At 52.6% G+C, this 25,417-nt stretch carries 23 protein-coding genes and 1 riboswitch; of the genes, 7 read left to right on the top strand and 16 right to left on the bottom strand.

Annotation, left to right across the window (positions count from 1 at the left end; genetic code table 11):
* Window positions 1-19: 19 nt before the first annotated feature.
* The 10 genes from LDL70_RS17530 to LDL70_RS17485 form a co-directional block, all read right to left on the bottom strand.
* Entirely contained in the window at window positions 20-1,789 is a 1,770-nt protein-coding gene (locus tag LDL70_RS17530; protein WP_225688732.1) for an ABC transporter ATP-binding protein, read from the bottom strand.
* Window positions 1,786-2,745 (bottom strand): acetamidase/formamidase family protein, encoded by a 960-nt coding sequence (locus tag LDL70_RS17525; protein WP_225688730.1) that lies wholly within the window; start codon window positions 2,743-2,745, stop codon window positions 1,786-1,788. Before LDL70_RS17525 ends, LDL70_RS17530 begins: the two co-directional genes overlap by 4 nt.
* 6 nt (window positions 2,746-2,751) lie before the next feature.
* On the bottom strand, window positions 2,752-4,380 hold the full coding sequence (locus tag LDL70_RS17520) for an ABC transporter substrate-binding protein (protein ID WP_225688728.1): 1,629 nt from the start codon (window positions 4,378-4,380) through the stop codon (window positions 2,752-2,754).
* Window positions 4,381-4,403: 23 nt separating this feature from the next.
* Window positions 4,404-5,324, bottom strand: coding sequence for an ABC transporter permease (locus LDL70_RS17515; protein WP_022712029.1), 921 nt, complete (start codon window positions 5,322-5,324; stop codon window positions 4,404-4,406).
* Window positions 5,324-6,190: an ABC transporter permease gene (locus LDL70_RS17510; RefSeq protein ID WP_225689266.1), complete on the bottom strand. Its 867-nt coding sequence runs from the start codon at window positions 6,188-6,190 to the stop codon at window positions 5,324-5,326. Before LDL70_RS17510 ends, LDL70_RS17515 begins: the two co-directional genes overlap by 1 nt.
* A gap of 7 nt (window positions 6,191-6,197) precedes the next feature.
* Window positions 6,198-6,806, bottom strand: a complete 609-nt coding sequence (locus LDL70_RS17505; RefSeq protein ID WP_075656585.1) for an ANTAR domain-containing response regulator — start codon at window positions 6,804-6,806, stop codon at window positions 6,198-6,200.
* On the bottom strand, window positions 6,806-7,882 hold the full coding sequence (locus tag LDL70_RS17500; protein WP_225688726.1) for a transporter substrate-binding protein: 1,077 nt from the start codon (window positions 7,880-7,882) through the stop codon (window positions 6,806-6,808). The genes LDL70_RS17505 and LDL70_RS17500 overlap by 1 nt, the downstream gene beginning before the upstream one ends.
* 187 nt (window positions 7,883-8,069) lie before the next feature.
* Window positions 8,070-8,783: an FkbM family methyltransferase gene (locus tag LDL70_RS17495; RefSeq protein WP_225688725.1), complete on the bottom strand. Its 714-nt coding sequence runs from the start codon at window positions 8,781-8,783 to the stop codon at window positions 8,070-8,072.
* Between the two features lie 140 nt (window positions 8,784-8,923).
* Window positions 8,924-10,855 (bottom strand): bifunctional diguanylate cyclase/phosphodiesterase, encoded by a 1,932-nt coding sequence (locus tag LDL70_RS17490; RefSeq protein WP_225688723.1) that lies wholly within the window; start codon window positions 10,853-10,855, stop codon window positions 8,924-8,926.
* Window positions 10,856-10,863: 8 nt separating this feature from the next.
* Window positions 10,864-11,370 carry a molybdopterin-dependent oxidoreductase gene (locus LDL70_RS17485; RefSeq protein WP_151159648.1) on the bottom strand — a complete coding sequence of 169 codons (507 nt, stop codon included), beginning with the start codon at window positions 11,368-11,370 and terminating at the stop codon, window positions 10,864-10,866.
* Between the two features lie 157 nt (window positions 11,371-11,527).
* Between LDL70_RS17485 and LDL70_RS17480 the strand changes: the two genes are divergently transcribed.
* The 3 genes from LDL70_RS17480 to LDL70_RS17470 are packed head-to-tail and all read left to right on the top strand — an operon-like array spanning window position 11,528 to window position 12,836.
* Window positions 11,528-11,842 (top strand): helix-turn-helix transcriptional regulator, encoded by a 315-nt coding sequence (locus LDL70_RS17480; RefSeq protein ID WP_225688721.1) that lies wholly within the window; start codon window positions 11,528-11,530, stop codon window positions 11,840-11,842.
* The gene (locus LDL70_RS17475; RefSeq protein WP_075656575.1) at window positions 11,839-12,195 is read left to right on the top strand and encodes an SRPBCC domain-containing protein; all 357 of its coding nucleotides are present in this window, start codon (window positions 11,839-11,841) and stop codon (window positions 12,193-12,195) included. The genes LDL70_RS17480 and LDL70_RS17475 overlap by 4 nt, the downstream gene beginning before the upstream one ends.
* Before the next feature lie 41 nt (window positions 12,196-12,236).
* Window positions 12,237-12,836: an ATP-dependent Clp protease proteolytic subunit gene (locus tag LDL70_RS17470; protein WP_225688719.1), complete on the top strand. Its 600-nt coding sequence runs from the start codon at window positions 12,237-12,239 to the stop codon at window positions 12,834-12,836.
* A gap of 124 nt (window positions 12,837-12,960) precedes the next feature.
* Here the strand turns inward: LDL70_RS17470 and LDL70_RS17465 are convergent, their stop codons facing one another.
* Both LDL70_RS17465 and LDL70_RS17460 read right to left on the bottom strand, forming a co-directional pair.
* Window positions 12,961-14,250 carry an LLM class flavin-dependent oxidoreductase gene (locus tag LDL70_RS17465; RefSeq protein WP_225688717.1) on the bottom strand — a complete coding sequence of 430 codons (1,290 nt, stop codon included), beginning with the start codon at window positions 14,248-14,250 and terminating at the stop codon, window positions 12,961-12,963.
* Window positions 14,250-15,029, bottom strand: a complete 780-nt coding sequence (locus LDL70_RS17460; protein WP_225688715.1) for a 3-oxoacyl-ACP reductase — start codon at window positions 15,027-15,029, stop codon at window positions 14,250-14,252. Before LDL70_RS17460 ends, LDL70_RS17465 begins: the two co-directional genes overlap by 1 nt.
* Before the next feature lie 66 nt (window positions 15,030-15,095).
* A riboswitch (TPP riboswitch) is annotated at window positions 15,096-15,194 on the bottom strand.
* A gap of 78 nt (window positions 15,195-15,272) precedes the next feature.
* On the opposite strand from LDL70_RS17460, the gene LDL70_RS17455 reads away from it, so the two are divergent.
* Entirely contained in the window at window positions 15,273-16,247 is a 975-nt protein-coding gene (locus LDL70_RS17455; protein WP_225688714.1) for an SRPBCC family protein, read from the top strand.
* A gap of 147 nt (window positions 16,248-16,394) precedes the next feature.
* Here LDL70_RS17455 and LDL70_RS17450 read toward each other — a convergent pair whose 3' ends face one another.
* Window positions 16,395-17,945, bottom strand: a complete 1,551-nt coding sequence (locus tag LDL70_RS17450; protein ID WP_225688713.1) for an acetolactate synthase large subunit — start codon at window positions 17,943-17,945, stop codon at window positions 16,395-16,397.
* A gap of 507 nt (window positions 17,946-18,452) precedes the next feature.
* On the opposite strand from LDL70_RS17450, the gene LDL70_RS17445 reads away from it, so the two are divergent.
* The 3 genes from LDL70_RS17445 to LDL70_RS17435 all read left to right on the top strand — a co-directional run bounded on the left by LDL70_RS17445 (window position 18,453) and on the right by LDL70_RS17435 (window position 21,972).
* Entirely contained in the window at window positions 18,453-19,406 is a 954-nt protein-coding gene (locus LDL70_RS17445) for a TAXI family TRAP transporter solute-binding subunit (RefSeq protein WP_028233887.1), read from the top strand.
* A 101-nt stretch (window positions 19,407-19,507) separates the two neighbouring features.
* Window positions 19,508-21,613, top strand: a complete 2,106-nt coding sequence (locus LDL70_RS17440) for a TRAP transporter permease (RefSeq protein ID WP_075656563.1) — start codon at window positions 19,508-19,510, stop codon at window positions 21,611-21,613.
* Window positions 21,613-21,972 carry a DUF1850 domain-containing protein gene (locus LDL70_RS17435; RefSeq protein ID WP_225688712.1) on the top strand — a complete coding sequence of 120 codons (360 nt, stop codon included), beginning with the start codon at window positions 21,613-21,615 and terminating at the stop codon, window positions 21,970-21,972. The genes LDL70_RS17440 and LDL70_RS17435 overlap by 1 nt, the downstream gene beginning before the upstream one ends.
* A gap of 52 nt (window positions 21,973-22,024) precedes the next feature.
* On the opposite strand, the gene efeO (LDL70_RS17430) is transcribed toward LDL70_RS17435, so the two are convergent.
* From efeO (LDL70_RS17430) to efeO (LDL70_RS17420), 3 genes are all read right to left on the bottom strand, one after another.
* Window positions 22,025-22,843, bottom strand: coding sequence for an iron uptake system protein EfeO (gene efeO / locus LDL70_RS17430; RefSeq protein WP_022712012.1), 819 nt, complete (start codon window positions 22,841-22,843; stop codon window positions 22,025-22,027).
* Between the two features lie 66 nt (window positions 22,844-22,909).
* Window positions 22,910-24,226, bottom strand: a complete 1,317-nt coding sequence (gene efeB / locus LDL70_RS17425; protein ID WP_225688711.1) for an iron uptake transporter deferrochelatase/peroxidase subunit — start codon at window positions 24,224-24,226, stop codon at window positions 22,910-22,912.
* Window positions 24,227-24,229: 3 nt separating this feature from the next.
* Window positions 24,230-25,411, bottom strand: coding sequence for an iron uptake system protein EfeO (gene efeO / locus LDL70_RS17420; protein WP_225688710.1), 1,182 nt, complete (start codon window positions 25,409-25,411; stop codon window positions 24,230-24,232).
* Between the last annotated feature and the right edge of the window lie 6 nt (window positions 25,412-25,417).

Raw genomic sequence — 25,417 nt, 5'->3', positions numbered from 1 at the left:
AACTTGACTGTGAAATGCTCTAGCCGGCGACGAGATGTCCCCCGCCGATATCCACGAGTTTCACGCGCTCAGGCTGCTGACCGGCTTTCCAGACAGGGCTTGGAATTTCACCGGTGAGCCGCAGGCTTTCACCACGCTGACGGCGCGGATCAGGTACCGGCACCGCAGAGAGCAGGCGCTTTGTATAGGGATGCTGCGGATTGCTGAACAGCTGCGCGCGCGTTCCCATTTCCACAATCTGCCCCAGATACATCACCGCCACACGGTCGGAAATATTCTCAACAACCGCCATATCGTGACTGATAAATAAATAGGTAACGCCGGTTTCTTTCTGCAGATCACGCAGCAATTCCAGAACTCTTGCCTGAATAGACACATCAAGCGCGGCGACACTTTCATCGCAGACAATGAGTTTCGGTTTCAGTGCCAGTGCACGGGCAATACAGATGCGCTGGCGCTGCCCGCCGGAAAACTGATGCGGATAACGGTCATAGACTGCAGCAGAAAGCTCCACGCGCTCCAATAATTCGCAGACCCGTGCTTTTTGTTCCGCAGCTGTGCCAATATTATGAATAACCAGAGGTTCGCGAATAAGCTCACCAATTGTCATCCGCGCATCAAGCGCTGCCATCGGATCCTGAAACACGATCTGCAACTCGCGGCGCATGGCTTTGCGCCCTTTATAATCGAGTTCGCTCAGAGCCTGCCCGCCGACATCAATCCGGCCGCTATGTTGCACAAGTCCGACCAGTGCCTTTGCCATAGTGGATTTACCGCAACCGGATTCACCGACCAGAGACAGCGTTTCCCCGCGATAAATATCCAGAGACACATGTTCAACCGCATGAACATTGGCTGCCACGCGCCCGAGCAGACCTTGCCGGATTGCAAATTTTACCGATACATCATCATAGCGCACCAGAACCTCACGTCCCTCATGCAGAGGGCGCTTGGCACCGGCACCGATACGCGGCACCGCCGCCAGCAAATCCTTGGTATATTGTTCTTTGGGCGCATCAAACAGATCAACCGTGCTTGCGGTTTCAACCATTTTCCCTTTGCGCATAACAATAACGCGGTCGGCCATTTCTGCGACCACGCCCATATCATGGGTAATCAGAATAACAGCTGTGCCCAGTTCTTTCTGTAAATCACGCAGCAGATCCAGCACTTCCCGCTGAACCGTCACATCAAGTGCTGTGGTCGGCTCGTCAGCAATCAGCAAAGCCGGTCGCAGCGCAATAGCCATGGCAATCATCACACGCTGGCGCATACCGCCGGATAATTCGTGCGGATATTGTTCCAGCCGTTTTTCCGGCTGCGACAGTCGCACCGCGCGGACAGCTTCCAGTGCACGGGCACGCGCTTGCGCAACTGAGAGCGGTTCATGCGCACGGATTGCTTCTGTCAGCTGGCGTCCGATAGTCATCACCGGATTAAGCGCCGTCATCGGCTCCTGAAAGATCATGGCAATACGCGCACCGCGTACTTGCTGCATTTTCTTTTCAGGCAGACCGGTCAGCTCCAGATCACCAAAGTGAATGGAGCCGCCGGTTACCCGTACCTGAGGCTGCGGCAGCAGCCCCATACAGGCAAGCGAGGTAATCGACTTGCCTGAACCGCTTTCCCCCGCAATTGCCAGAGTCTCACCCCGATGCAGATCGAAACTGAGCCCCTGAACAAGCGGCATCAACCCGTCTTCAGTACGGGCGGAAACCTGCAAATCCCGTACCGACAAAACAATATCAGCCGCAGGATCAGCAACGGGAGAAAGCATCGCTACACTCATTCGAATACTGCCCTCGGAAAGTAGAAGCTGACGACAACATTCGGCATATCCACGATCTCGGAGATACGCAGATCACCGCAGGTCGAAACCAGCATATAAGCATCAACCGGATCCATCTTCTGTGTGGTGGCCAGAAGATCGACCATATTGGCCACGGCATCACGCGCGGCAGCCCAGAGATCAGGGCCAATACCTGTGGTGACTTCATAACCCTTAGCATCGAGATGACGGGTTACAGGCCCCGGCGTGATGAAGCGCGGGGTTTTCAGCGGCTGATTTTTAATAAGGTCAAGCGTCAGCACAACATCGAACGGACTTTCAATCGCCGTGCCGCAGACTTCTCCGTCGCCCTGTGCGGCATGGGTATCGCCGACCGAGAATAATGCACCATCCACTTCAACCGGCAGATAGAGTGTCGTGCCCGCGGCCAGATCACGGATATCAAGATTACCGCCGACACGGCGTGGCGGCACCACACTGTGATGACCTTTTTCCGCCAGTGCATTGCCGATTGTCCCTGCAAAAGGCTTGAGCGGTACGCGACCGTTCTTGCCGAACAAGGCAGGCTCCATGCTCGTGGCATCAAATTTCCACACATGCAAAGCAGGATTAGGGAACTGGTCCGTCAGCAGGCCGAAGCCCGGAATATTCGCTGTCCAGCCGAAGCCTGCACCGTCCCGCAGCTGCGGCGTGAAGCTTTCAATCGTCACCTTCAGCACATCACCCGCTTTTGCGCCGTCGACAAAGATCGGGCCCGAAACAGGATTAATCTGACCAAAATCCAGCGCCTGAACATCCTCAACAGTGGACTGGGGGCCAAGCTGGCCCCCTGAACTGTCAAGGCACTGAAACAGGATCGTTTCACCCGGAGCGGCAGTCAGAACAGGCGCAAAGCTGTTATCCCAGCCGAAATGATGCTGACGGGCGTGGATCGTGTGGTTGCAGTGCTTGCACATGCCTGCTTACTCCTTGATATACACGTAATCGTAAATGACCGGTATCGACACCGGATCAACATAAAGCGCATCGTCACCGCCCATACGCGCTGACTTCAGCGTGAAGCGCTGTTCGTTGAAAACCGGTGCCCATGGCGCATCTTCCATCACCTTGGTGTAGATTTCCGACCATTTGGCCAGACGCTCATCAGCCTTTGCAGGATCGACAATGGAATCTGCCTCCGCAGCCTTCTTGTCGAGATCTTCACTGCAATATTTCGACCAGTTCCAGCCGCCCTCTACCGCACCGGCACAACCAAGGATCGGGCCGTAGAAATTCGCCGGATCAGGGAAATCGGCAATCCATGCCATACCGCCGGACCAGATCATCGGAGCATTGCCCGCACCGCCTGCTTCAATCACATTGGCCTGCGCCAGCGATTTAATACCGGCCTTGATGCCGATTGCTTTCAGATCCTGCTGGATTGCCTGCGCAATACGTGGGTTCGGATCGGTGTTCATGACATAGAGTTCAGTCTCGAAACCATCCGCATAGCCTGCATCGGCCAGCAGTTTCTTGGCCGCGGCCTGATCATAGACATAGCCTTTATAGTCTTTTGTGTAACCCGGCATTGACGGTGGAAGCGGCTGGGTGGCAGGCACCGCACGGCCGTTAATCACCTGAATGATACGGTCTTTATTGATCGCCATATTGACGGCGCGGCGCACTTCCACCTTGTCAAAAGGTGCTTTGGTCACATTCATCGTGACATAACCGGTGTGGAGCTGGCCGCCTTCGACAACATTCTTGGACTGTTCAGGATCTTTCATCACTTCGACAAATTTTGCCGGCGGAATGCCGTCGCCCGGAATATCGATTTCGCCTTTCTGCGCGCGCAGCAGGGCTACAACCGGCTCCTGCCCGACTTCCACGGTGAAACTGTCGAGATAAGGAACGCCGGAAATCCAGTAATCAGCATTTTTCTCAAAAACGAGACGCTGGCCGAGTGTCCATTCAGTCAGCTTGAAAGCACCGGTGCCGACAGGTTTTTTACCAAAATCCGCGCCCGCAGCCTCCACAGCTTCCTTCGGTACGATGAAAGAGAAATTCAGCGCCATAATATGCAGGAAAGTTGCATCCGGACGTGAAAGCTTAATCACAACCGTATTGGCATCCGTGGCACTGACACCGGAAAGTGTCGCGGCTTTACCGGCAGCGGCATCATCATAGCCTTCGATCATCGAGAAGAAGCCCTGCCCCGGGGACTGGGTTGCCGGATTAACAACACGGTTCAGGGAATAGAGCACATCATCTGCGGTGAATTCGCGGCCGTTGTGGAATTTCACGCCTTTACGCAATTTGAATGTATAGGCCTTGCCGTCTTCTGAAATCTCATAGCTTTCGGCCAGACCCGGACGCAGCTCTGTGGTGCCCGGCTTATAATCCATCAAGCCGTCAAAGACCGATTTAATCATCGACCAGTTCTGCCAATCATAGCCGATCGCCGGATCGAGTGTTGCCACATCATCCTTATAGGTCACGATCATATTGCCGCCGGATTTCGGCTCTTGCGCCTGTGCCGGTGCCATCGCCTGCATTGCCACCAGACCCGTCAGAGCAGTCGCCAGAGCCGTTGAAAGGAATAGTTTCTTCATTGCCTCACTCCTGTTTAGAATAATTAACGTAGCTTGATGCGCGGATCGATAAGCGGAGAGATCAGATCGGCGATGAGATTACCCAGCACAATGCCGCAGGCAGAGACGAGCGTCACACCCATGATGATCGGAATATCGACACGCTGAATGGCCTGCCATGCCAGCTGTCCGATACCGGGCCAGCCGAAAACACTTTCCACCACGACAATGCCCGACATGAACATGCCGATATCGATGCCGATCATCGCGATAATCGGCAGAATGGCATTGGGCAGAGCATGACCGAAAATAACGCGGCTGCGGCCAAGCCCTTTGGCACGGGCAGTGCGGATAAAATCGGCACGCAGCACATCAATCATGGACGAGCGCACAATGCGCGAATACCAGCCGGAACCGAGAATACCGAGGGTCAGCGCGGGCAACACAATATGCGAGAAACTGCCATAACCACCAATCGGGAACCAGCCGAGTGTGACCGCGAAAACAAATAACAACAGCAGAGCCACCACAAATTGTGGTGCCGAAACAGTCATGAAACTGGTCAGCATCAGCGCATTATCAAGCAACTTGCCGCGATTGAGCGCCGCGACAATTCCAAGCGGCAGGCCGATCAGCAATTCGCAGATAATCGCCGCCACCAGCAGCTGCAAAGTAGCGGGCAGACGCGACAGGATGAGGTCGGTTACTTCCGTTTTCTGCAAGTAGGAGCGGCCGAGATTACCGTTGAGCAGGTTCCAGAGATAATCGCCATATTGCACGATAAAAGGCTGATCCAGCCCGAGCTGTTGCCGGATACTGGCAACTGTTTCCGCTGTGGCTGAACGTCCTGCAATCTGCCGTACGGGGTCGGCAGGCAATACATAGAGCAGCACAAAGGTGATAAAAGAAACACCAAGCAGGATCAGCGCGGACTGGATCAAACGTCGGAGAATATAGGCAAGCATCAGTCACGCCCCTGTTGTGTCGGGTCGAGAATATCGCGCAGCGCATCCCCCACAAGATTAAAGGCAAGCGCCAGCAACAGGATCGCGGCTCCCGGAATGAACACCAGCCAGGGTGCCGACTGAAAATAGGTCTGGTTTTCGAAAATAATATTGCCCCATGATGGTGTCGGCGGCTGCACACCGACACCCAGATAGGACAGAGTTGCCTCCAGCAGCACAGTGGTGGAAATGCCGAGTGTACCCCAAACAATCAGTGTCGGGATCAGATGCGGCAGAATATGCCGGAACAGAATACGGCCATGGCCTGCACCCAGTGTTTTTTCCGCAGCGATATAATCGCGCTCGGCCAGAGACGAGGTTTGCGTATAGATCACCCGTGCCGTCTGCACCCAATTCACAAAGGCAATCACCATCGCCACAATCCAGAGTGACGGCGAGAAAATCGCCGCCAGACAGATCGCCAGCAATAAAGCCGGAAAAGCCATCATCAGATCGGTAAAGCGCATCAGCACCGCACCGGTAATGCCGCGAAAATAGCCTGCTGTCACACCGATCAGCGTGCCGATCAGCAGCGCAGCACCATTGGCCACAACCCCTATCACCAGAGATGTCTGCGCACCATAAAGCAGACGCGAAAACAGATCACGGCCAAGCAAATCCGTGCCGAACCAGAACTGTTCTCCCGGCGGCATCGGTGCGCCTTCAATCGTCAGCCCGTCAAAAAACTGCTCATTAGGATCAAATGGCGCAATCCATTTGGCAAAAACCGCGCCGCCGACACAGATCAGAATGATAATCAGCCCGAGCAGCGCCAGCTTGCGCTGCAACAAGCGCCGCATAATCGATGAGCCGCGTTTTGGTCCCATAAACGGTTCAGGCGAGATCGATGCGTCTGCCATCTTTGGCGCCCCTCTCTGCAGAATGGTTGGCGACAATGCGTTCGGCCGCAGTCTCGATTGTAACCTGCCAGGCCATGGCAACCTGCCTCAACAGATCATAGGCCTCGGCTTCGGTTTTCCCTTTCATCATGGAGATCATCACAGCCTGCACAATGGTCTGGCGGGCGGACAGCCGGTTTTCCAGATCTGTAATCAGAGCTTGTGATGCTTTCGCCTGATCGAAATTACTGCGTGCCACCAGCAGTGCCGCATAGACGCCTTTGTCGCTGACAGGCTTGAGCAATTGCGCATGAGCGCCCATATCCATCGCCCATTTTAACCGCCCCGGAACTTCCGAACCGATAAGCGCAATCATCGGCATAGGCGATCCGCCTGTGCGCCATGGAAACTGCTCATTATGGCCGCTATCGGCATCGTAGAATATGAAATCAGCGTTGAGGGCTTCAGCCGGCAGTTCCGGCCATGCCTCCCGCACATTCAGCCCAATGACACTTAATTGCCGGATCAGACCCTGAACGGACGGATGCGGGCGATGGAGAATCCACGCTACAGCCCCGCCGAGATTTTCCGTTCTGATCCGCATTATGACACCACCTTCAGAAATCCTGTGCCTTGCGGGCGCTGGACATGATGCGTGAGATAAGGATCTGCCCGCATTTGCGGCAGGCGTTTGATTTCTTTGAACTGATTGCCTTCGAGACGGGCAATCACCACTGGCTGCGCGGCATGAAGATTGGTCGGATCAAGCCTTGGCTGATAGCCATGCTGCAATGCAGCCAGCAACAATTCCGATAAAGACAGTTTTTCCGCTTGCGGGCGGTTGTGCAATAAATTTGCCAGCTCATGCACAGCTTGCCGCGACATTTCCAGCAATGAACCGCCCTGACCATTTTCAGGCTCAAACCACGGCCCCGCCGAGATAAGGCCTGCGGCCGCACCATTGGCAGGAGCGATTTCGCATTCTGTAAAATTGCAGGACAAAACTGCCGGACTGTTCTCCGAACCAAATTCAGCTTTCAGACCGGCCAATCGCTGCAAAAACGCATAGGAACTGTCGCCGACCAGAGAATTCAGAATAAAATCCGGCTTCAGCGCGCGGATATCATGGATAATATGATCGAGCTCCGTATCGCCGATTGCCAGATAGCGGTCGCCGAGAACTATTCCGCCCGCATAGGTAATTTGCTCACGGGCAATCCGTGCCATTTCCCAGCCCCAGATATAATTCGAGCCGACAAAATAAGCCCGCTTGCCTAAGACCGGCAGCGCCCAGTCCAGCAATGGCAGCAAATGCTGATTGGGACATGAATGCATATAGGCCACACGTTCCGAGGCTTCAAAACCTTCATAAGGCAGCGGATACCACAACACGCCGTCGAAACGCTCAAGCTCGGGAATAACCTCTTTTCGGGAAGCAGAAGTTACACAGCCAAAAATATGACGTGCCTGAGAGTTTTGCAAAATCTCGCGGCAGAGCGGCGCATAACGGTCCACCCTTCCCTCAGGGTCACGCTCAATCACATGAAAGGCGATATCCAGCGCATTGTCCGCATTCACTTCATCAACGCCCTGCAAAACACCGGCACGGCTGGCGCGCGAAATAGCGGAATAGTTTCCGCTCTGTGACTGCAAAAGGCCGATTTCAACAATGCGTTTCATCTTACCCCGAAAAGAAAAAACCCCGCATCGAACCTCACCACTCTGGAGAGGCCGAAACGGGGCTTGGATGCCATTTATTGAATAGCATTTAATATAAGATTTTCACGCTTTGCAAGATGTATAATGAATATGAGTGCAAAGAGAAATTTAATTGCGCCAAAAGCGACAAAAATGTCGCTTTAATTATTTACAGCCCCATGTGATGTTCAGCTGTATCATCCTCATATTCACGCACAGTTTCGTCCTTGGCGAATAGAACGCACGGGCCGTAAGACCCGCGCGGATCATAGGCATAACCTTTTTCCGCCAGCGCTTGTGTTATATCGCGAATACCAGCCAGACCGTAGAGATGATCATGAAGCTCAAGAAAAATACGTTCAATGCCGCTCAGATCCGCTTTTTGCAGCAGATCGCGCTCGGCACCTTCAATATCCATCACCAGCACATTGATATCATGCGCAGCTATAAAATTATCAATATTGGCTGAGGCCAGCGAAATTTCATGCTCATAAGGCCCCTGCTCCTTGTCCATTGAGGACATCCAGAGATCTTTGCGCACATAAAAACGGTGATCGGCCGGCTCACCTGCAGCGAGAATACCCTGCGTCAGCAGCACATTGCCCGCAGTATTTGTATCCAGCACACGCTGTGCAAGTGCTGCAGTTGAAGGATTGGCTTCAAAAGCCCAGATCCGAACATTGGGGATTGTAGCCATCAGAGAAGTGATCACACCGATACCGGAGCCGAGTTCCAGAACACGGTCGGCGCGTTTCACAGCTTTAAAAACCCATTTGGCTTCTTTAGCCTCATAACGCCCGCTGATAATTGCCTGCCAGATAACAGGCGAAACCTCGTCAGGGGCGAAAGGGATCTTTATACCGTGCAATGTGACAGTGTCCACGCCTGTGCTCCTTTGGCGCTTGAAATTTGCGACATTTCAGGAGCACAAACAGGCTGCCCATGCGCTCTTCTGAAAGAATAGGCAGGACATAACATATATATGAAATTTAGTATATTTTTTAACGCATTATATTGCTTATATTATTTGCGAAGATGCGCCAGCTCAGAGGCTGAAACCGGACGGCCGAACAAATAACCCTGAACCTGATCGCAGCCGACCCGTTTCAGACATTCCAGCTCTTCTTCGGTTTCAATCCCTTCCGCAATCGTAATCATACCAAGGCTCTGACCGATCCCTGTCACCAGTTCCACGATAGCCAGAGCATCAGGATTGGTTGTCACATCACGGATGAAAGACCGGTCAATTTTGATCTTATCAAACGGGAAACTGCTCAGGCTGCCCAGCGATGAATAGCCGGTACCAAAATCATCCATGGCAATCTGAATACCAACGGCTTTCAATTGCCGCAGCGTATGCAAAGTCTGCTCATTCTTGTCGAGCAAAACGGATTCTGTAATTTCCAGTTCCAGCCGCTCAGGATTGAGTCCGCTTTCCCGTAAAATTGACGTGACGCGCTGGATCAGATTTTTTGTGATGAACTGTACCGGTGACAGGTTGACGGCAACTTTAAACGGTCTGCGCCAGCGGACAGCCTCCTGACAAGCCTGTTGCAGAACCCAGTCTCCCAGCTCATGGATCAGGCCGGTTTTCTCGGCAACCGGAATAAATTCTGATGGCGGAACAGCACCGCGCACCGGATGTGTCCAGCGCAGCAATGCCTCATAACCGCAAATCTCACGCGTATAGGTGTCGGCCTGCGGCTGATAGAAAACTTCCATCTCGCCGTTTTTCAGCGCATCACGAAGATCGGCCTCGAAGGCTTTTTTCTCGACAAGCCGCGTTTGCATATGCGGCTGGAAAATGCAGGCATGGCCGGTACCCAGCGCTTTGGCCTCATAGAGCGCAAGATCGGCATGTTTGAACAGCTCTTCCACATCCGGCTCGATCGAGGAAATAGCAACACCGATACAGGTGCCGATCTTAATCTCCCTGTCATTGATATTATAGGGAGAGCTGATAACGCGCATCAGATGGCGGGCAAATTCAAGGGCTTTTTCAGGAAAAAGACCCGCTGATAAAACCGCAAATTCATCACCGCCCAGACGGCAAATCAGATCATCTTTATGGCTGAACTCAACCAAACGGTTGGCAACCGCCTGCAAAAGCACATCCCCGACATCATGCCCCAGCGTGTCATTCACATCCTTGAAACCGTCAAGGTCAAACAACAAGACCACGGCAGGCGGCCCGCCTTCTCTCGCATCCTTCATACGGGCATTGAGATCCTGACGGAACAGAACACGGTTCGGCAAGCCCGTCAGCGCATCATGATGAGCTGAATGCTCAAGCCGGTCATTCTGCGACTGCAATTCACCCGATGTTTCACGCAGGTCTTCTGTCAGGCGTTGCATATGCCCGTGTGCACGGTTCAACATACTGTTCTGGCGCAGCAGCAGGATAATCATGGTGATCCCGCAGAGGATAAGTCCTGCTGCAAGGGCAGTGTAAATATAATGGAGGTTGCGCACTTCAAGCTGTGCGGCATCAATCACGCTCACATCATATTCAACAGAAGAAGATGCCAGCCCAGTCAGCGGCCCGACCAGCTGGCTCATTTCCGGCAAAAGCTCTTTCGCCCGTTCCGGTGTAAGTTCCGCCAGCTGATGATCCAGCTTATTAAGCGCCGCGCGGAGATTTTGGATAACCAGATAGCGGGATGGGTCTTTATTGACGAATTCCTGCAAGGTACCTTGCTGCACAAATTCCATGCGGCTGATCATGATATCAAGCCGGAGCGAAATCTCGTCAATATCCGCATTTTTCAGACCGAGAGCATAAGCGGCAAGTTGCTGTTCAAGGCGCAAATATTCTGACACCATCTGGCTGACAGCCCAGGAGTCATTATAACGGGCAACCTTCTGCAGTGCAGTTTGTCGCTCAGCAATGACATAGGCTATGTAGCCTGTTGCCAATACAAAACAGCAAATAACAATACCGAGTATGCGTCTCACACAAGCCTCTATTCGACTATGAGCTTCGCCACCTGCCACGCGGAGCGTGTGTAGTAAGTCTGGCTTTGCAATTGCGGATCACTGTCATACGGGTAGATAATGAAAAGCGGCCCTTTCTCGCGGACCGTGATAAAACTTCCGTCACGCTTCATGGCCAGTATGACCTTAAATTTCTTAAAGTCTTCTAACGGAATTTTCGTCACATAATCATTCAGTGCCACAGCTGTAACAGTTGTGCCCTTGGCACCGACCGTTTCCATCAGCTTGTCAAGAGACACACCTTCAAAACGGGTACGGCCATTATACCACGGGTTTGCGGTCTCTGTGACCTGCATCCCCATTGCCACCAGCATGTCGCGGTCAAATTCTGCGGTATCGCCGTTGTTCTTATTTTCAATCGCACCGGATATCATCAATATCGGCTTACCTTCCGGCTTTGCGAGTGAACCGGCAGCGGCACCGGAAACCATCATACAGGTCAGAATCAGATAGATCACCAAGCGCTTTAAGATCATTATATTTCTCCCTGATAATTTAGAATAATATATTGAAATCCATCAATCAGTACATGGGAAAATATGCACATCCCAATCTATTTGTTTTAAGGTAAATTAGCCGTTCATTTTTAACGCGTCCTTGCGAATCACATAAGTGTATGCTTATCTGTTAGGCATGACAGAAAACGATATTTTCAAGGCTCTGGCCGATCCGACACGACGCGCTGTTTTTGAAAAACTGGCAACCGGCAGTATGAATGCCAGCTCCCTGCGCGAAGGTATGGACATCAGCCAGCCGGCAATGTCCCAGCATCTTGCGGTTCTTCGCAGCGCTAAACTGATCAGGGAAGAACGGCAGGGACGCTTCGTGAATTACGAGGTTGATCCTGAGGGGCTTGCCCTCATCGCCCAATGGCTTGCAAAATACCGCACTTACTGGCCTGCACGTGTTGATGCCCTCAATACCCTGCTGAAGGATATGGATCAATGACACAGGAAGAGCATACAGAAAATGCAGTCCGCCTTGTCTTTGAATATGATCTGGATGCCAGTCCGCAAAAAGTCTGGCGTGCGATCAGCATTCCTGAACTGCGGGCAAACTGGCTGCCGGACGCCGGTCTGAGTGAGACAGAACCTTCTGCCATTATTCCGCAGCAACAAGCCTCTTACAGAATGCGGGAAACGGAACCACCATATCTTGAAAGTGTCGTCACTTTTCAGATTGCCGCCAATGATAATGGCGGCACCAATCTCACGATTATCCATGAGCTTGATGATGCACGCCTGCGCCTCAAACCGCAGGCAGCTAATACCAATATGCAGTCTGTCATGCGTGCCGCGTAAAATATAACAGCCTTATAATCTCTCAAGAACGGAGCTTGCCGATGCGCGAGATGATGCAACTCGTCCCTATGGTTGTTGAACAATCAGCAAAAGGGGAACGCTCTTTCGACATTTACTCCCGCCTGCTGCGCGAGCGGATCATTTTTCTCAATGGCGAGGTCAATGATACTGTGGCCGCTCTGGTCTGCGCACAATTGCTGTTTCTGGAAGCGGAAAACCCGAACAAACCGGTCAGCCTTTATATCAATTCCCCCGGCGGGGCGATCACCAGTGGCTTGGCCATTTACGACACCATGCATTATATTCACGCGCCGGTGCACACATTATGCATGGGAACCGCCCGTTCCATGGGCTCATTTCTGCTGATGGCCGGAGAGCCGGGATTTCGTGCAGCATTGCCCAATGCCAGCCTGCATGTGCATCAGCCGCTTGGCGGTTTTCAGGGGCAGGCATCCGATATTTTCATTCAGGCCGAAGAGATGCGCAAAACCAAACATCGCGTCATTGAATTCTACGCCAGACATTGTGGCCGCAGCTATGAAGAGGTTGAACAAACTTTGGATCGCGACCGCTTCATGGATGCACAGGAAGCACTGGAATGGGGTCTGATTGATAAAATTCTCGACAGCCGGTCACTCTGACCGGCTGCCTTCATCAGAAACTAGAGCATTTCATAGTCAAGCTGGATCAACTTGACGTCGGGATAATGCGACAGGCTAAGGAATCTAGAGCGAACACTGCGATCCAACATAAACGTAAATCGCTCTAGTGATTGAGCGGCAAAGACAGATGCCCACGCAGTGTATCCTTCTGATAATCTGTGCGGAACAAGCCGCGTTTTTGCAGAACCGGTACCACCTGCTCGACAAAATCCTCAATCGAGGAAGGCAATGACGGCGGCATCAGGTTGAAACCATCCGCCCCTTCATTACGCCACCACAATTCCATCTGGTCAGCAATTCCCTCAGGAGTACCGACAATCGTGCAATGCCCGCCGCCTGCCGCCAGACGTCCGAGCAATTGCCGCAATGTCGGCTGTTCTGTTTCAATAATCCGCAGGATTGTTGCATAGCGCCCTTTCGGCCCAGTGAAGTCCTCCAGCGGCGGCAAAGCTGGCACCGGAGCATCCAGTTCCCAGCCGGAGCAATCCTGCCCGATAAACATCCCAAGCTGGCGAAGGGAATCTCCTGTCGGCAACAGCTCGTCGAGTTCCCGCTGCTTGGCTTTCGCCTCTGCCTGCGTGGAAGCCACATAAGTCACCAGACCCGGCATCACCGGAATGCCCTTCTCCCGCCCAACAAGTTTTGCACGGCGCTGAATATCACGGTAATAATCCTGCGCCGCCGGCAGATCATAAGCCACCGCATAAATCGCCTCGGCTTTTGTCGCGGCCAATGCCCTGCCCTGATCCGATGCACCGGCCTGAAACAGAACCGGATGTCCCTGCGGCGGGCGCGGAATGGTCAGCGGCCCTTGCGTCGAGAAATGCTCGCCTTTGTGGTGGATCGCTCGTAAGCCATCTTTACATGCATAGTCACCGGAACGATCACAAGTGATCGTATCCGCATCCCATGAATCCCATAATTTCTGCACCGCTTCGATAAACTCTGCCGCACGGCCATAGCGCCATTCATGGGGCGGCATGGCATCATAGCCATGATTACGCGCTTCGCTGTCAAACATGGATGTCACCACATTCCAGCCGATGCGCCCCTTCGACAGATGATCCAGTGAAGCCAGCATACGCGCCGCATGAAACGGTGTGGTGAATGTGCTGGAAACCGTGCTGATAAGACCGATTTTCTCCGTGACCTGTGCCAGCGCTGCCAGCAAAGTCAGCGGGTCAAAATAGCTGCGCGGCCCGTCCGCAATATTATCAATCGCATGCCAGTCGGCGAAGAAAATCGCATCAAATTTACCGCGCTCGGCAATCTGCGCCAGATTTGTGTAATAGCTGATATCACTGAGCTGTTCGACCGCCGATTGCGGATGCCGCCATGCAGCACGGTGATGTCCGCAACCGAAGATAAACAGATTGAGGTGCATTTCCCGCATCAGTTTTTCACCAAACCGCCGTCCACAACCAGATTTTGGCCGGTCACGGAACGCGCCCATGGCGAGGCAAAAAACAGAGCCGTATCGGCAAATTCCGCAGGCGTGGTTACACGGCGCAACGGCGTGGCAGAGGCGATATAATCAAACACTGCCTCCGGTGTTGCAGCAGACGCATCAGTCGTGCGCAGCAAACCGCCGGACAACATATTGACGGTGATATTCTTCTCACCCAGATCCTGCGCAAGTGTGCGGGTCAGTGACAGCAGAGCGGCTTTAGCCGCTGTATAATCATGGTACGGCACAACCGGATTTTGAAACAGGTTGGTGCCTATATTGATGATACGGCCGAAACCGGCCTGCTCCATGCCAGCCAGAGCGGCCTGCGTGGTATTGAGTGCACCGCGCACAATGCCTTCCATCTGCTGGTTCATCTGTTCCCAGCTGATCACATCCGCATGGGCGCGGGCATCACCGTTGAAACTGAAAGCCGGCAAAGCATTATTGACGACAGTTGTCACCGGCACCCCAAAATGCTGTTGAGCCTTGGCAAACAGTGCCTGCACGGCAGCAACATCGGTCACGTCGGCCTGTACCGCCAGTGTCTTTTCCGGTGCCAGAGCAGCCAGTTCCGCTGCCGCATCCGCACTGGTGTGATAATTAATCACAACGCGTGCGCCCTCGCGCAGAAAGGCTTTAACGAGATCGCGCCCCAGACCGCGCGCGCCGCCGGTAACAAGCACGAGTTGCTGGTGAAGTGACAGATTAACTGGATCAGACATATAATTTCCCTCGCCTAAAAGAATACGGACGGCCAAGGGAATAAGGGCTTGCACCGCATCGAATACGGCTGGGCACACAGACATCCCTTCGCCAGTATGAGCTGGATCAGGTTCAACGGGTTTAAAATCTCAGCCCTGTAAAACAGGACACCCCGTGTCATTCACGCAATGCTCTAGCAAGTTTAATCACTGCGGACAAGCCTCCGTGGTTGTTCTGACGGATCAAGCCGGATAAGAAACCCTATGTCTGAAAATAACACTGCCCCTTCATCCGACCGGTTCTGGCTCAGCATCATTGCAACAACGCTCTATGCGGTGCTGCTATACATCCTCATATGGCTGATCCGCGAAGGCAGCGGCATGGCCTTTATCACCGGCCTGATCCTGATGCCGATGGCGATTACCAGCCTGCTGATTATTCAGATTGACCCGCAAGGCACAGGCAGTATTCGCAAGCATATGAAAACCGCCATGCTCTGCATGTTGGGCTTTATCCTCATCTCGATGATTATCTTCGGTGAGGCCGGTATTTGTGTGGCCATGGCCGCGCCGTTTCTTTTCGCAGGCACAGCGCTTGGCGTTTATGTTACCATGCGGCTCTTACGTAATTATCAGGCTAAACGCAGTGTCACATTTGTGATTGCCCTGCCTTTTCTCGCTCTGCCGCTGGAAAATCAGATTGAATATCAGGATCATTTCAGTTCGGTCACAACCGTCATTGAGATCAATGCCCCTGCTGATGTGATCTGGAACAATACGCTGGAAATTCCCGACATCCGCCCCGATGAACTGGGCATGACTTTCAGCCACAGCATTGTCGGTGTGCCGAAGCCCGAAGATGCGCGGATTACCGGCTCCGGTGTGGGAGCCGTGCGTCATTTGAAATGGGGCAAAGGTGTTAATTTTGAAGAAGTTATTACCGGCTGGCAGGAAAACCGCTATCTGCGCTGGGATTTCCGTTTCAGCGACACCTCAATCCCGAAAGCTGTTGAAGCGCATATCAGCGTCAATAGTGACTATCTGGGCTTGGATTATGGTGAATATCTGCTGGAGCCGATTGATGAAAACCGCACGCGTCTGACACTAAAAACCCAATACCGAATTGCAACGCCGATCAATATTTACTGCGATTGGTGGGGACAGATTTTCCTCAATGATTTCCATTCCATTGTGCTGAATGTCATTAAGGAACGCTCGGAAAGCGCAGTTCAGGCTTGAAAAATGCGGCGGATTATAAACCCGCCGTCACTTTAAATTATTTGTTTTTACGCATTATCCAATGCATCGAAGCGGGAATAGAAATCAGTCCGGCGAACTGATTTCCCCGCGTAGGCGCTACGCACTTTTGCTGGAAATGCTATAATTTCAGATCATCGCTTCGATCAGGAACGGGCCTTTGCGTTTGCTTGCTGCGGCAAACAAATCAGCAAACTGCTCAGCTGTGGTAGCGCGTGCGCCTTCAACACCAACACCTTTGGCAAGGCTTACCCAGTCAATCGTCGGCTCGACCAGATCGAACATGCGCTGCGCATTGCGTCCCGGTGCACCGGCACCAACATTCTGCAATTCACCATGCAGGATCGCATAACGTTGATTAGCGAAAATGATGGTGATGATATTCAGGTTTTCGCGGGCATGAGTCCACAGCGCCTGCATCGTATACATACCGCTGCCATCAGCCTGCAAAGCTACGACCTGACGATCCGGACAGGCTACAGCCGCACCGGTTGCCAGCGGCAGACCGATACCGATTGCACCACCGGTCAACTGCAGAAAATCATGCGGCGCTGAATTATGCGTCAGCCCGAACATTTCACGACCGGATGTAATGGATTCATCAACGATAATCGCATTTTCCGGCAGGAGTGACGCAACAATCGCGCTGATTTTATCATCATCCAGCGTGCCGGTCGGCATGACTTTCTCACCACGCTGATTGAGCAACGGAGTAACAGACGCCGGAATGTTCATTTCATCGGCCAGCGCCTGCAATGCATAGAGCTGGTCGTCGGCTTCACCGGCATAATCGACCACAGCGCAGCCTTCCGGCAGGAAGGTGCTTGGTTTGCCCGGATAGGCGAAGAAGGCGACCGGAATTTTCGCGCCGAGCAGCACAACCTGTTCGATGTCGGCCAGATCGGCCAGTGCATCATCCACGCGATAAAGCACACGATTAACCGCAACACGCCCTGCACCGCGCTCAATACGGCCATTGGATTGCTGAGCCTGAATGCGCGCACCGGACACTTGCGCAATACGGCTGGCGATTTCCAGCGCATTGGCACGCAGAGCAAGATTACCGAGGAGGATGAGTGTGCGCTTGCCGTTGCGCAATGCCTGAGCTGCTTCTCGCACGGCCTCCGCATCAACTTTACGACGCTCGGGACGGCTCAAAGGCTGCACAATCTGCTGCGGTGCTTCAGTCCATGCGGTATTGGCAGGCAGGATCAGCGTTGCCACCTGTCCCGGTGCATTGCAGGCAGCGGCATAGGCTTCAGCGGTATCTGCAGAAATATCATCTGCGGATTTAGACGTTTTCACCCAGCCGGAAACCGGACGCGCCAGCGATTCAATATCACTGGTCAGCGGTGCATCATATTTCAGATGATAGGTTGCATGATCGCCGACAATATTCACAATCGGCGTTTTTGCACGTTTCGCGTTGTGCAGATTGGCAACGCCATTACCAAGACCGGAACCCAGATGCAGCAAAGTTGCTGCCGGTTTATCCGCCATACGGCCATAGCCGTCGGCAGCACCCGTTACCACGCCTTCAAACAGACCCAACACGCAGCGCATCTGCGGCTTGCGATCCAGCGCAGCCACAAAATGCATTTCTGATGTGCCCGGATTGGCAAAACAGACATCGATCCCATGCGCCAGCAGGGTGTCGCAAAGGCTATCAGCACCGTTCATTTCTCACTCCCATTATGCTTGCTCTCACAGTCTAGAGATCACGCGTTTCCTCCATGCGCCATCACTGTGAGCCGCAACAGCTATATCCGGCTTTGCGCTCATGTCGCAAGCTTTGCGCAAAACTATTCCATTTGCCTATCAGTGTTTCGGAATAATTTTATGCACAAGCATCATGTTTCAATAAATTTAATAAAATCAGTTATTTAAAATTCAATATGACATGTTTTTAAATGCAGGCAGGCCAATCACAAATTTTTGGTTGCACAATATGGCGACTTCATAAAAAATCACCTGCGAAACAGAGCCTCTATTTTACATTTTATCTGTCTGTCTAATACTTTAGGATGATTAGGGCTCTTTTTGTACATTAAATGTCTTGGTGATGTTAATCGGGGATTGTTCTGAACCACCGGCTTACAGCAAGATATTATACGGGCGGTCACAGTCACAACCGGGAGAGTTGATGACTGAGGAAGAGCCGCCCATGAGTGAAATATGGAGGATTTCATGGGTTATTTGGGTAAAAAATCACTTTTATCAGCCTTTGCAGCAGTCACACTGACATTTGCCGCAGCTGAAGCAAATGCGCAGAATTTCATCAATATTCTGACCGGCGGCACAAGCGGCGTTTATTACCCGATGGGTGTTGCCCTTGAAAAAATCTATTCCGGCATTCCTGATGCCCGTCCGTCTGTGCAGGCAACCAAAGCCTCAATTGAGAATATCAATCTGATCAATAGCGGCCGTGGCGAAATCGCTTTCACACTCGGCGATTCCCTGCGCGATGCGTGGGAAGGCAATGAAGAAGCCGGCTTTAAAAAGAAGCTGGAAAATATCAGCACAATGGCCGCGATTTATCCGAACTATGTGCAAATCGTTGCTTCCAAAGAATCCGGCATTAAAACGCTGGCGGATCTGAAGGGCAAACGCCTGTCCGTCGGCGCGCCGAAATCCGGCACCGAGCTGAATGCGAAAACCATTCTCGGCGCTGCCGGTCTTTCTTACAGCGATCTCGGCAAAGTGGAATATCTGCCATTTGCGGAATCCGTGGAACTGATGAAAAACCGTCAGCTGGACGCCACTTTGCAGTCCTCCGGTCTTGGCGTTGCATCGCTGCGCGATCTGGCCAATGCGGTTGAGATCAATGTGGTGGAAGTGCCTGCCGATATTATTGAAAAAATCGGGGCGCCATATCAGGTCAACACTATTCCGGCTAATACCTATACCGGTCAGGACAAAGACGTGACCACGGCATCGGTCATCAATTATCTGATCGTGCGTCCGGATATGGATGAAGAACTGGTCTATCAAATGACCAAAGGTCTGTTTGAAAATCTGGATCAGCTGACTGCAGCTCATTCCGCAGCCAAAATGATCAAACTCGACAAGAGCACGATCGTATCGCCAACCCCGATCCATCCGGGTGCGATGCGCTATTACAAAGAAAAAGGCATTGAATAATCACGCCTGAAGCGGATTTTAAGGCTGCATATTCTGTATTTTGCAGAATATGCAGCCTTTTCTGACCGCCTGTTCCTGTCATTTTTTGCGGTTTTAAATTTATGTCATCTTCAGAAAACAATGCGGTTGAATCGGCCGAGCATATTCCGGGTTGGGGTGTCAGCACCGGCGCCAAAATATTGTTTGGCATTGCCGTTGCTTTCTCCGTTTTCCAGCTCTGGACTGCGGCTTATTCACCTCTACCAAGTCAGGTTGTCCGCTCCGTTCACGTCGGCTTTTTGCTGCTGCTGCTGTTTGGCCTTTATGCCAATGCAGCTCCGCGCGGTTCATTTAAAAAATTGCTGATGTGGTCAACTGCCATTCTGGCTTTTGCCGTCAGCTTCTATCACTGGGTTTTCTATAATGATCTGATCCTGCGTGCCGGTGAGCCGGAAATGCAGGATATTGTGATCGGTGTGCTTGCCGTTGCTCTGGTGTTCTGGGCAGGGCAGCGCATGATGGGCTGGACATTGCCGCTGATCTGTCTGATCTTTCTGGCCTATGGTCTGTTCGGCCAGTATCTGCCCTCACCGCTCAACCATCGCGGCTATGATTTTGAACAGGTCGTTGAAGTGCTGTTTCTGGGAACAGAAGGTATTTACGGCACGCCGATTTACGTCTCATCCAGCTATATTTTCCTGTTTATTCTGTTCGGCGCGTTTCTTGAACGCGCGGGCATGATCCAGCTGTTCAATGATGTGGCGATGGGCTCTGTCGGCTCGTCGCGCGGTGGCCCTGCCAAAGTTTCGGTAATCTCTTCCGCATTGATGGGCACCATCAACGGTTCCGGCGTGGCCAATGTGGTAACAACCGGTGCCTTCACCATTCCGCTGATGAAACGCTCCGGCTTCAAGCCTGCTTTTGCAGGTGGCGTGGAAGCCGTTGCCTCGATGGGTGGCCAGATTATGCCGCCGGTGATGGGCGCTGTCGCTTTCATCATGGCGGAAACGCTGGGTCTGCCTTATCTCGAAATCGTCAAGGCGGCGATTGTACCGGCAGTGCTCTATTTCATCACAGTTTTCATTATGGTGCATCTGGAAGCCGGACGTCTTGGTCTTAAAGGCCTGTCAAAGGCCGAATTGCCAAGTGCACTCGGTGCTTTGCGCAAGCACTGGTATCTGATCCTGCCGCTTGTGGCACTGGTCTGGCTGCTGTTCTCCGGCTATACGCCGCTCTTCGCCGGAACCGTGGGTATGGGGCTGACCGCACTGATTATTCTCGGCGTACCGGTCTCTGCCAATATGCCAATGGCAGTGCGTGTGCTGTTCTGGGTTGCACTGGGTCTGATGTCCGCAGCAGCCTTCGGCACCAGCTTTAATATTCTGGGACAGGAAATTCGCGGCATCACGCTGATCCTGTTGCTGATTGCCGCATTGGTTCTTGTCAATTTCACCATTCGCGGTGGCCGCGCGACTTTGCGCCTTTGCCTTGAAAGCCTTGCAGAAGGTGCAAAAAATGCTTTGCCTGTTGGTATCGCCTGTGCGCTTGTCGGTGTGATTATCGGCGTGCTGGCACTCACCGGTGCCGGATCAAGCTTTGCGCGTGTGATTGTGAGTGTGGGTGAAAACTCCCTGTTCCTGTCTCTCGTGCTGACCATGATTACCTGTCTGATCCTCGGCATGGGTATTCCGACAATTCCGAACTATATCATCACCTCATCCATTGCAGGCCCCGCTTTGCTGATGCTGGATGTGCCGCTGCTGGTCTCGCATATGTTCGTGTTTTATTTCGGGATCATGGCCGATCTGACGCCACCGGTTGCACTGGCAGCTTTTGCTGCTGCGCCGATTGCGAAAGAGTCCGGCATGAAAATCGGGATGCAGGCCGTGCGTATTGCGGTTGCCGGCTTTGCCGTACCATTCATGGCGGTTTATGCGCCGGTTATCATGTTGCAGGATGGCGGCCCGCTGGCAGAAAGCATGGGCTTCTGGCCTGCTGTTGCCTATATGATCGGCAAAGCTCTGCTCAGCATTGTAATGTGGGGCGCAGCAGCGATTGGTTACTTGCGCGGTCACCTGAAAATCTGGGAACGCGTCTGGGCATTTGCAGCGGCCGCGATGATGCTGGCAACCTATCCGCTCAGTGATGAGATCGGCTTTGCTGCCTGTATGGCCTTCCTGCTGTGGCACTGGTGGAATACCAGAGAGCCACAGATGAAAGCCGCCTGATGGCACTCTGTGCACTATCCGCAGCCGGTGTGCTGCGGATAGCGACCACATCTTTCATGCTGCAATGGACACATAGTGTCGAGAAAATACCCTGGCAGGAAGACTGGCAGATTACACCGGCAGGTTTTGTGCTCACAGAAGCCCGTGTGCAAGGCTCCGGTGCAGGTATGGAACCACCGGAAGGCGCTGTGTTACGGGATGAATGGTATCATTATGTGCCGAAAATCCCGCCGCGTCAGGAATTGGTTCTGGCAGCCTCCGGTGAGACGGTCAGCGGCTGGAAACTCTGTGCAAATGGCCAATGCCACGAGCTTGGCACGACTGCAGAACAGCCGATTAAAATCACGCAATGCCAATAAAAAACGCCCGATACCAGAAATGGTATCGGGCGTTTTTTAAACAATACTCAGATCAGTTCAGACCGAGCTTGCCGCGCAATGTCGACAGGTCTTCCGCCAGCGTATTCACTGCAATGGAGAGCACTTTGCGATCTGCTTCAGTCAGCTTGTCATAGCTCTGATAGCCTTCGCCTTCCTTGTATTTATCAAGTGTCTGGGAAACCGTGTTGAAGTTTTCATCCACTTTCTTGGTGAATTCCGCTTCTTTCGCTTCAATCAGCGGACGAACCAGATCAAAAATCTTGCGGGAACCGTCAAAATTGCCTTTGAAATCCCAAAGATCTGTATGGCTGTAACGGTCTTCTTCCCCGGAAATTTTGGTGGCTGCCACTTCTTCCATCAGCACTGCCGCACCACCGACAACTTTTTCCGGCGGGAAAGTCAGATCAGCAATACGCTTGTTCAGCTCGCTCACATCAGCCATCAGCTTGTCAGCAACCGGCGTCAGCTCTTCTGTCGAGTTCTTTTCCCACAGACCATATTCAATACGGTGGAAGCCTGTGAAACCCGGATCCTGCTCGGCCTTTTCCCAGTCGTCAGCGCGGCTGTCAATTGCCACGTCCAGATCGCTGAACAGTTCTGCAATCGGTTCAATGGCTTCATAGCTCAGGCGGGTTGGCGCAAAGAGCGATTTTGCCTTTTCCACGTCACCGGCTTTCACAGCATCGGTAAAGACCTTGGTGTCTTCTTCCAACTTCTGCACTTTTTCACTGACATAGATTTTATATTCTGCCAGCGGCTCAACGAGGTCATAGGTGGTATCCTGCGCAAAAGCCTGAAAAGACAGGCAGGAGGCAAGTACCGAGGCGGCAAGTAAAGATCCAAACTTCATTACAGACGTCCTTCTGATACGCTTCATGTTTTTAGAGTTGCAGCCGTTCTTACAAACGGTTGTAGGTTAAACCTTGTTATCCGGATGGTTGCGGATTGCCTCAACCAGAGTGCTGCCGAGATAATCCTTCTCGTCCACCGCACCCGGTAAAATATAAAAATATCCGCCGCCGACCGGCTTGATATATTCTTCCAGCGGCTCGCCATCGAGTTTGCGCTGCACAGCGATAAAGCCCTGTTCCAGATCAGCCTGATAGCAAATGAAAAGCAGTCCCTGATCAAGCTGACCGGACTTGGTAACACCATTGGAATAGTTGAACGGACGGCGCAGAATGAGATTTTTCTGCGTGGCATGGCTGCGGTCATTGGCAAGACGGATATGCGCATCCATCGGCGTGACTTTACCTTCAGGGTCTTTGGAATAGTCCGGCACCTGACTTTCCTTGGTGCCATCCATCGGCGCACCGGACATTTTTTTACGTCCGAAAATCAGTTCCTGCTCCTGCAAAGGTGTGCGATCCCAACGCTCCACAAAATTACGGATAATACGCACCGCCTGATAGGAGCCATTGGCTGCCCAATCCGGCTCCTGATGGGCCTCCCCTACCCAGACCAGCTGGTTCATCAATGCACTGTCACCGGCATCAGGATTGGCAGAACCATCGCGGAAGCCTAAGAAATTGCGTGCGCTTTCAACCTCACCGGAAGGCGAAGGCGGGATCACCGGCACATTGCCTTCCTGTTTCCAGCGCAGGAAAACCAGATCGGACATGGTTTTGAGAATATCGCGCAAAGCGTGAATATTGGTATCCGGCGTATTCGCGCAAAATTGCAGCGACAGATCGCCGTGGCAAAGATCAGCCACCAGTGCATCATTCGGGAACTTGGTCATGCGCTGCAAAAGCTTCGGCTTATGGGCTTTTAGCCACGGATGATGCTCAAACAGGCTATCGCCAAGACCTACCGTAATCGTCAGGTTATCCGGCCGGATTTCAGGGCCGATAATACCGGAATCCGCAGGCGGCAGTTTCGGATCAAGCTCCGGCGGTGTGCCGCCCTGCGTGAGAAAAACTATGCGCTGCGTTAAAGTGCGAAACAACCGCTCCAGATCATCCGGCGTTTTCACCAGTACATCGAAAGACGCAACCAGACCATGGGCAGGACGGGCATTGGTGATACCGGACTGATGAATGCCATAAAAAGGCTGGCGCTGATGAAAACCATTGCTGCCGACCGGCGCATCGGTCACATGATGCTCAACCGGAGCCGATGAGGCTTGCGCATGACCTGCAGTCCCCGCAGTCATTGTGCTGCCTAAGGCCAGCCCCAATCCTTTGAGGACATTACGGCGGTTTGCAGTGAGCTTATTCTCTTCCTTTTTCATCACTTACTCCAATCCGATTGCAGACATCAGTGCGGTGATTTTCTGGCTGAGTGTTTTCACTTTTTTCGCCAAAGCGCGGCGGGCTGCGTCATCAATTTCCGCATAGGAACGCTCAGGATTTCCTGCCGATAAGGTCGTCAGTTCCTGTCGCACATCCTGTAAGGCAGAAAGCGCATTTTGTGTTTCGCTTGCTGCCGGTTTTTCACTGAGCGGTTTCAGCAAAGTGAGAATTTTTTCCGCGCCGTCGAGTTTTGCCGTCAGGTCAGCCAGATCAAGATGCGAATAGGCATTATCACCGGCAATAACGGCACCTTCAGCCTGCTGGTTCAGATAGGTTGCAAGACTGCGCAGCAGCATATCCGGTGTCAGTTTCGTGGTTTTCAGGCGCTCTTTCAGCTCTGTCAGATCAGTTGCCAGTTGGCTGGCAAAAACCTCCAGTCCTGCGGTATTGTTCTGCGCCCACAGACCATATTCAATACGATGGAAACCGGTAAATGCAGGGTCTTCCTCGCGTTTTTCCAGATAATTAGCGAGAGGATCAATCTTAGACGCCAGATCAGAGAAACGGCCGGAAAGCACATCTGTGCGTTCATAGGCATCACGCGCCTGCGAGAATGCCGTGCGCGCTGCCTGCACATCGCCTGCGGCAATTGCTGCTTGCAATGCCTGCGTATTTTTAAGCGCCGCATTGCTCTGCATAACCAGAAACACTTTATATTCCGAGAGCATACCAATGAAAGCGCGGATATCCGGCTTGGCCGCTACAGCTGCTTTCGAATGTTCGGACGGCGTTACCGTCAATTTGCCACGTGGATTGGAAAGCAGACCGCAGGTAATCTCATACTCACCGGGCAGCAACTGCGCACGCAGCACGGATTTCATGCCCGGGATAATATTTTCGCGCTCTTCTACGACCATCACACCGTCGAGAATTTCCCACTCAACAGGGCGGTCGGAACGGTTGTGAATTTCAAAACTGTGAAAACCGGACGGCAAGGTCAGATTCATCGGCTCACAGGCTTTGGCACCAACCTCAATCGGGATCAGCTTTTCATTGCCTGTCGTGTTTTTCGTGATGGTTGCATAATAAAACAACCCGCCTGCAGCCACTGCCAAAACAGCAGAACCGGCAACAGCCAGTTTCATAAGGCCTGATGAAGGTGCGGATGGATTCTTACTCATCATAGCCTC

The organism is Pseudochrobactrum sp. XF203, from assembly GCF_020341615.1.
In the GTDB taxonomy this organism is placed as follows: domain Bacteria; phylum Pseudomonadota; class Alphaproteobacteria; order Rhizobiales; family Rhizobiaceae; genus Pseudochrobactrum; species Pseudochrobactrum saccharolyticum.
Note: the sequence above shows the minus strand (reverse complement) of the source record. Positions and strands in the feature narration are given on the sequence as shown.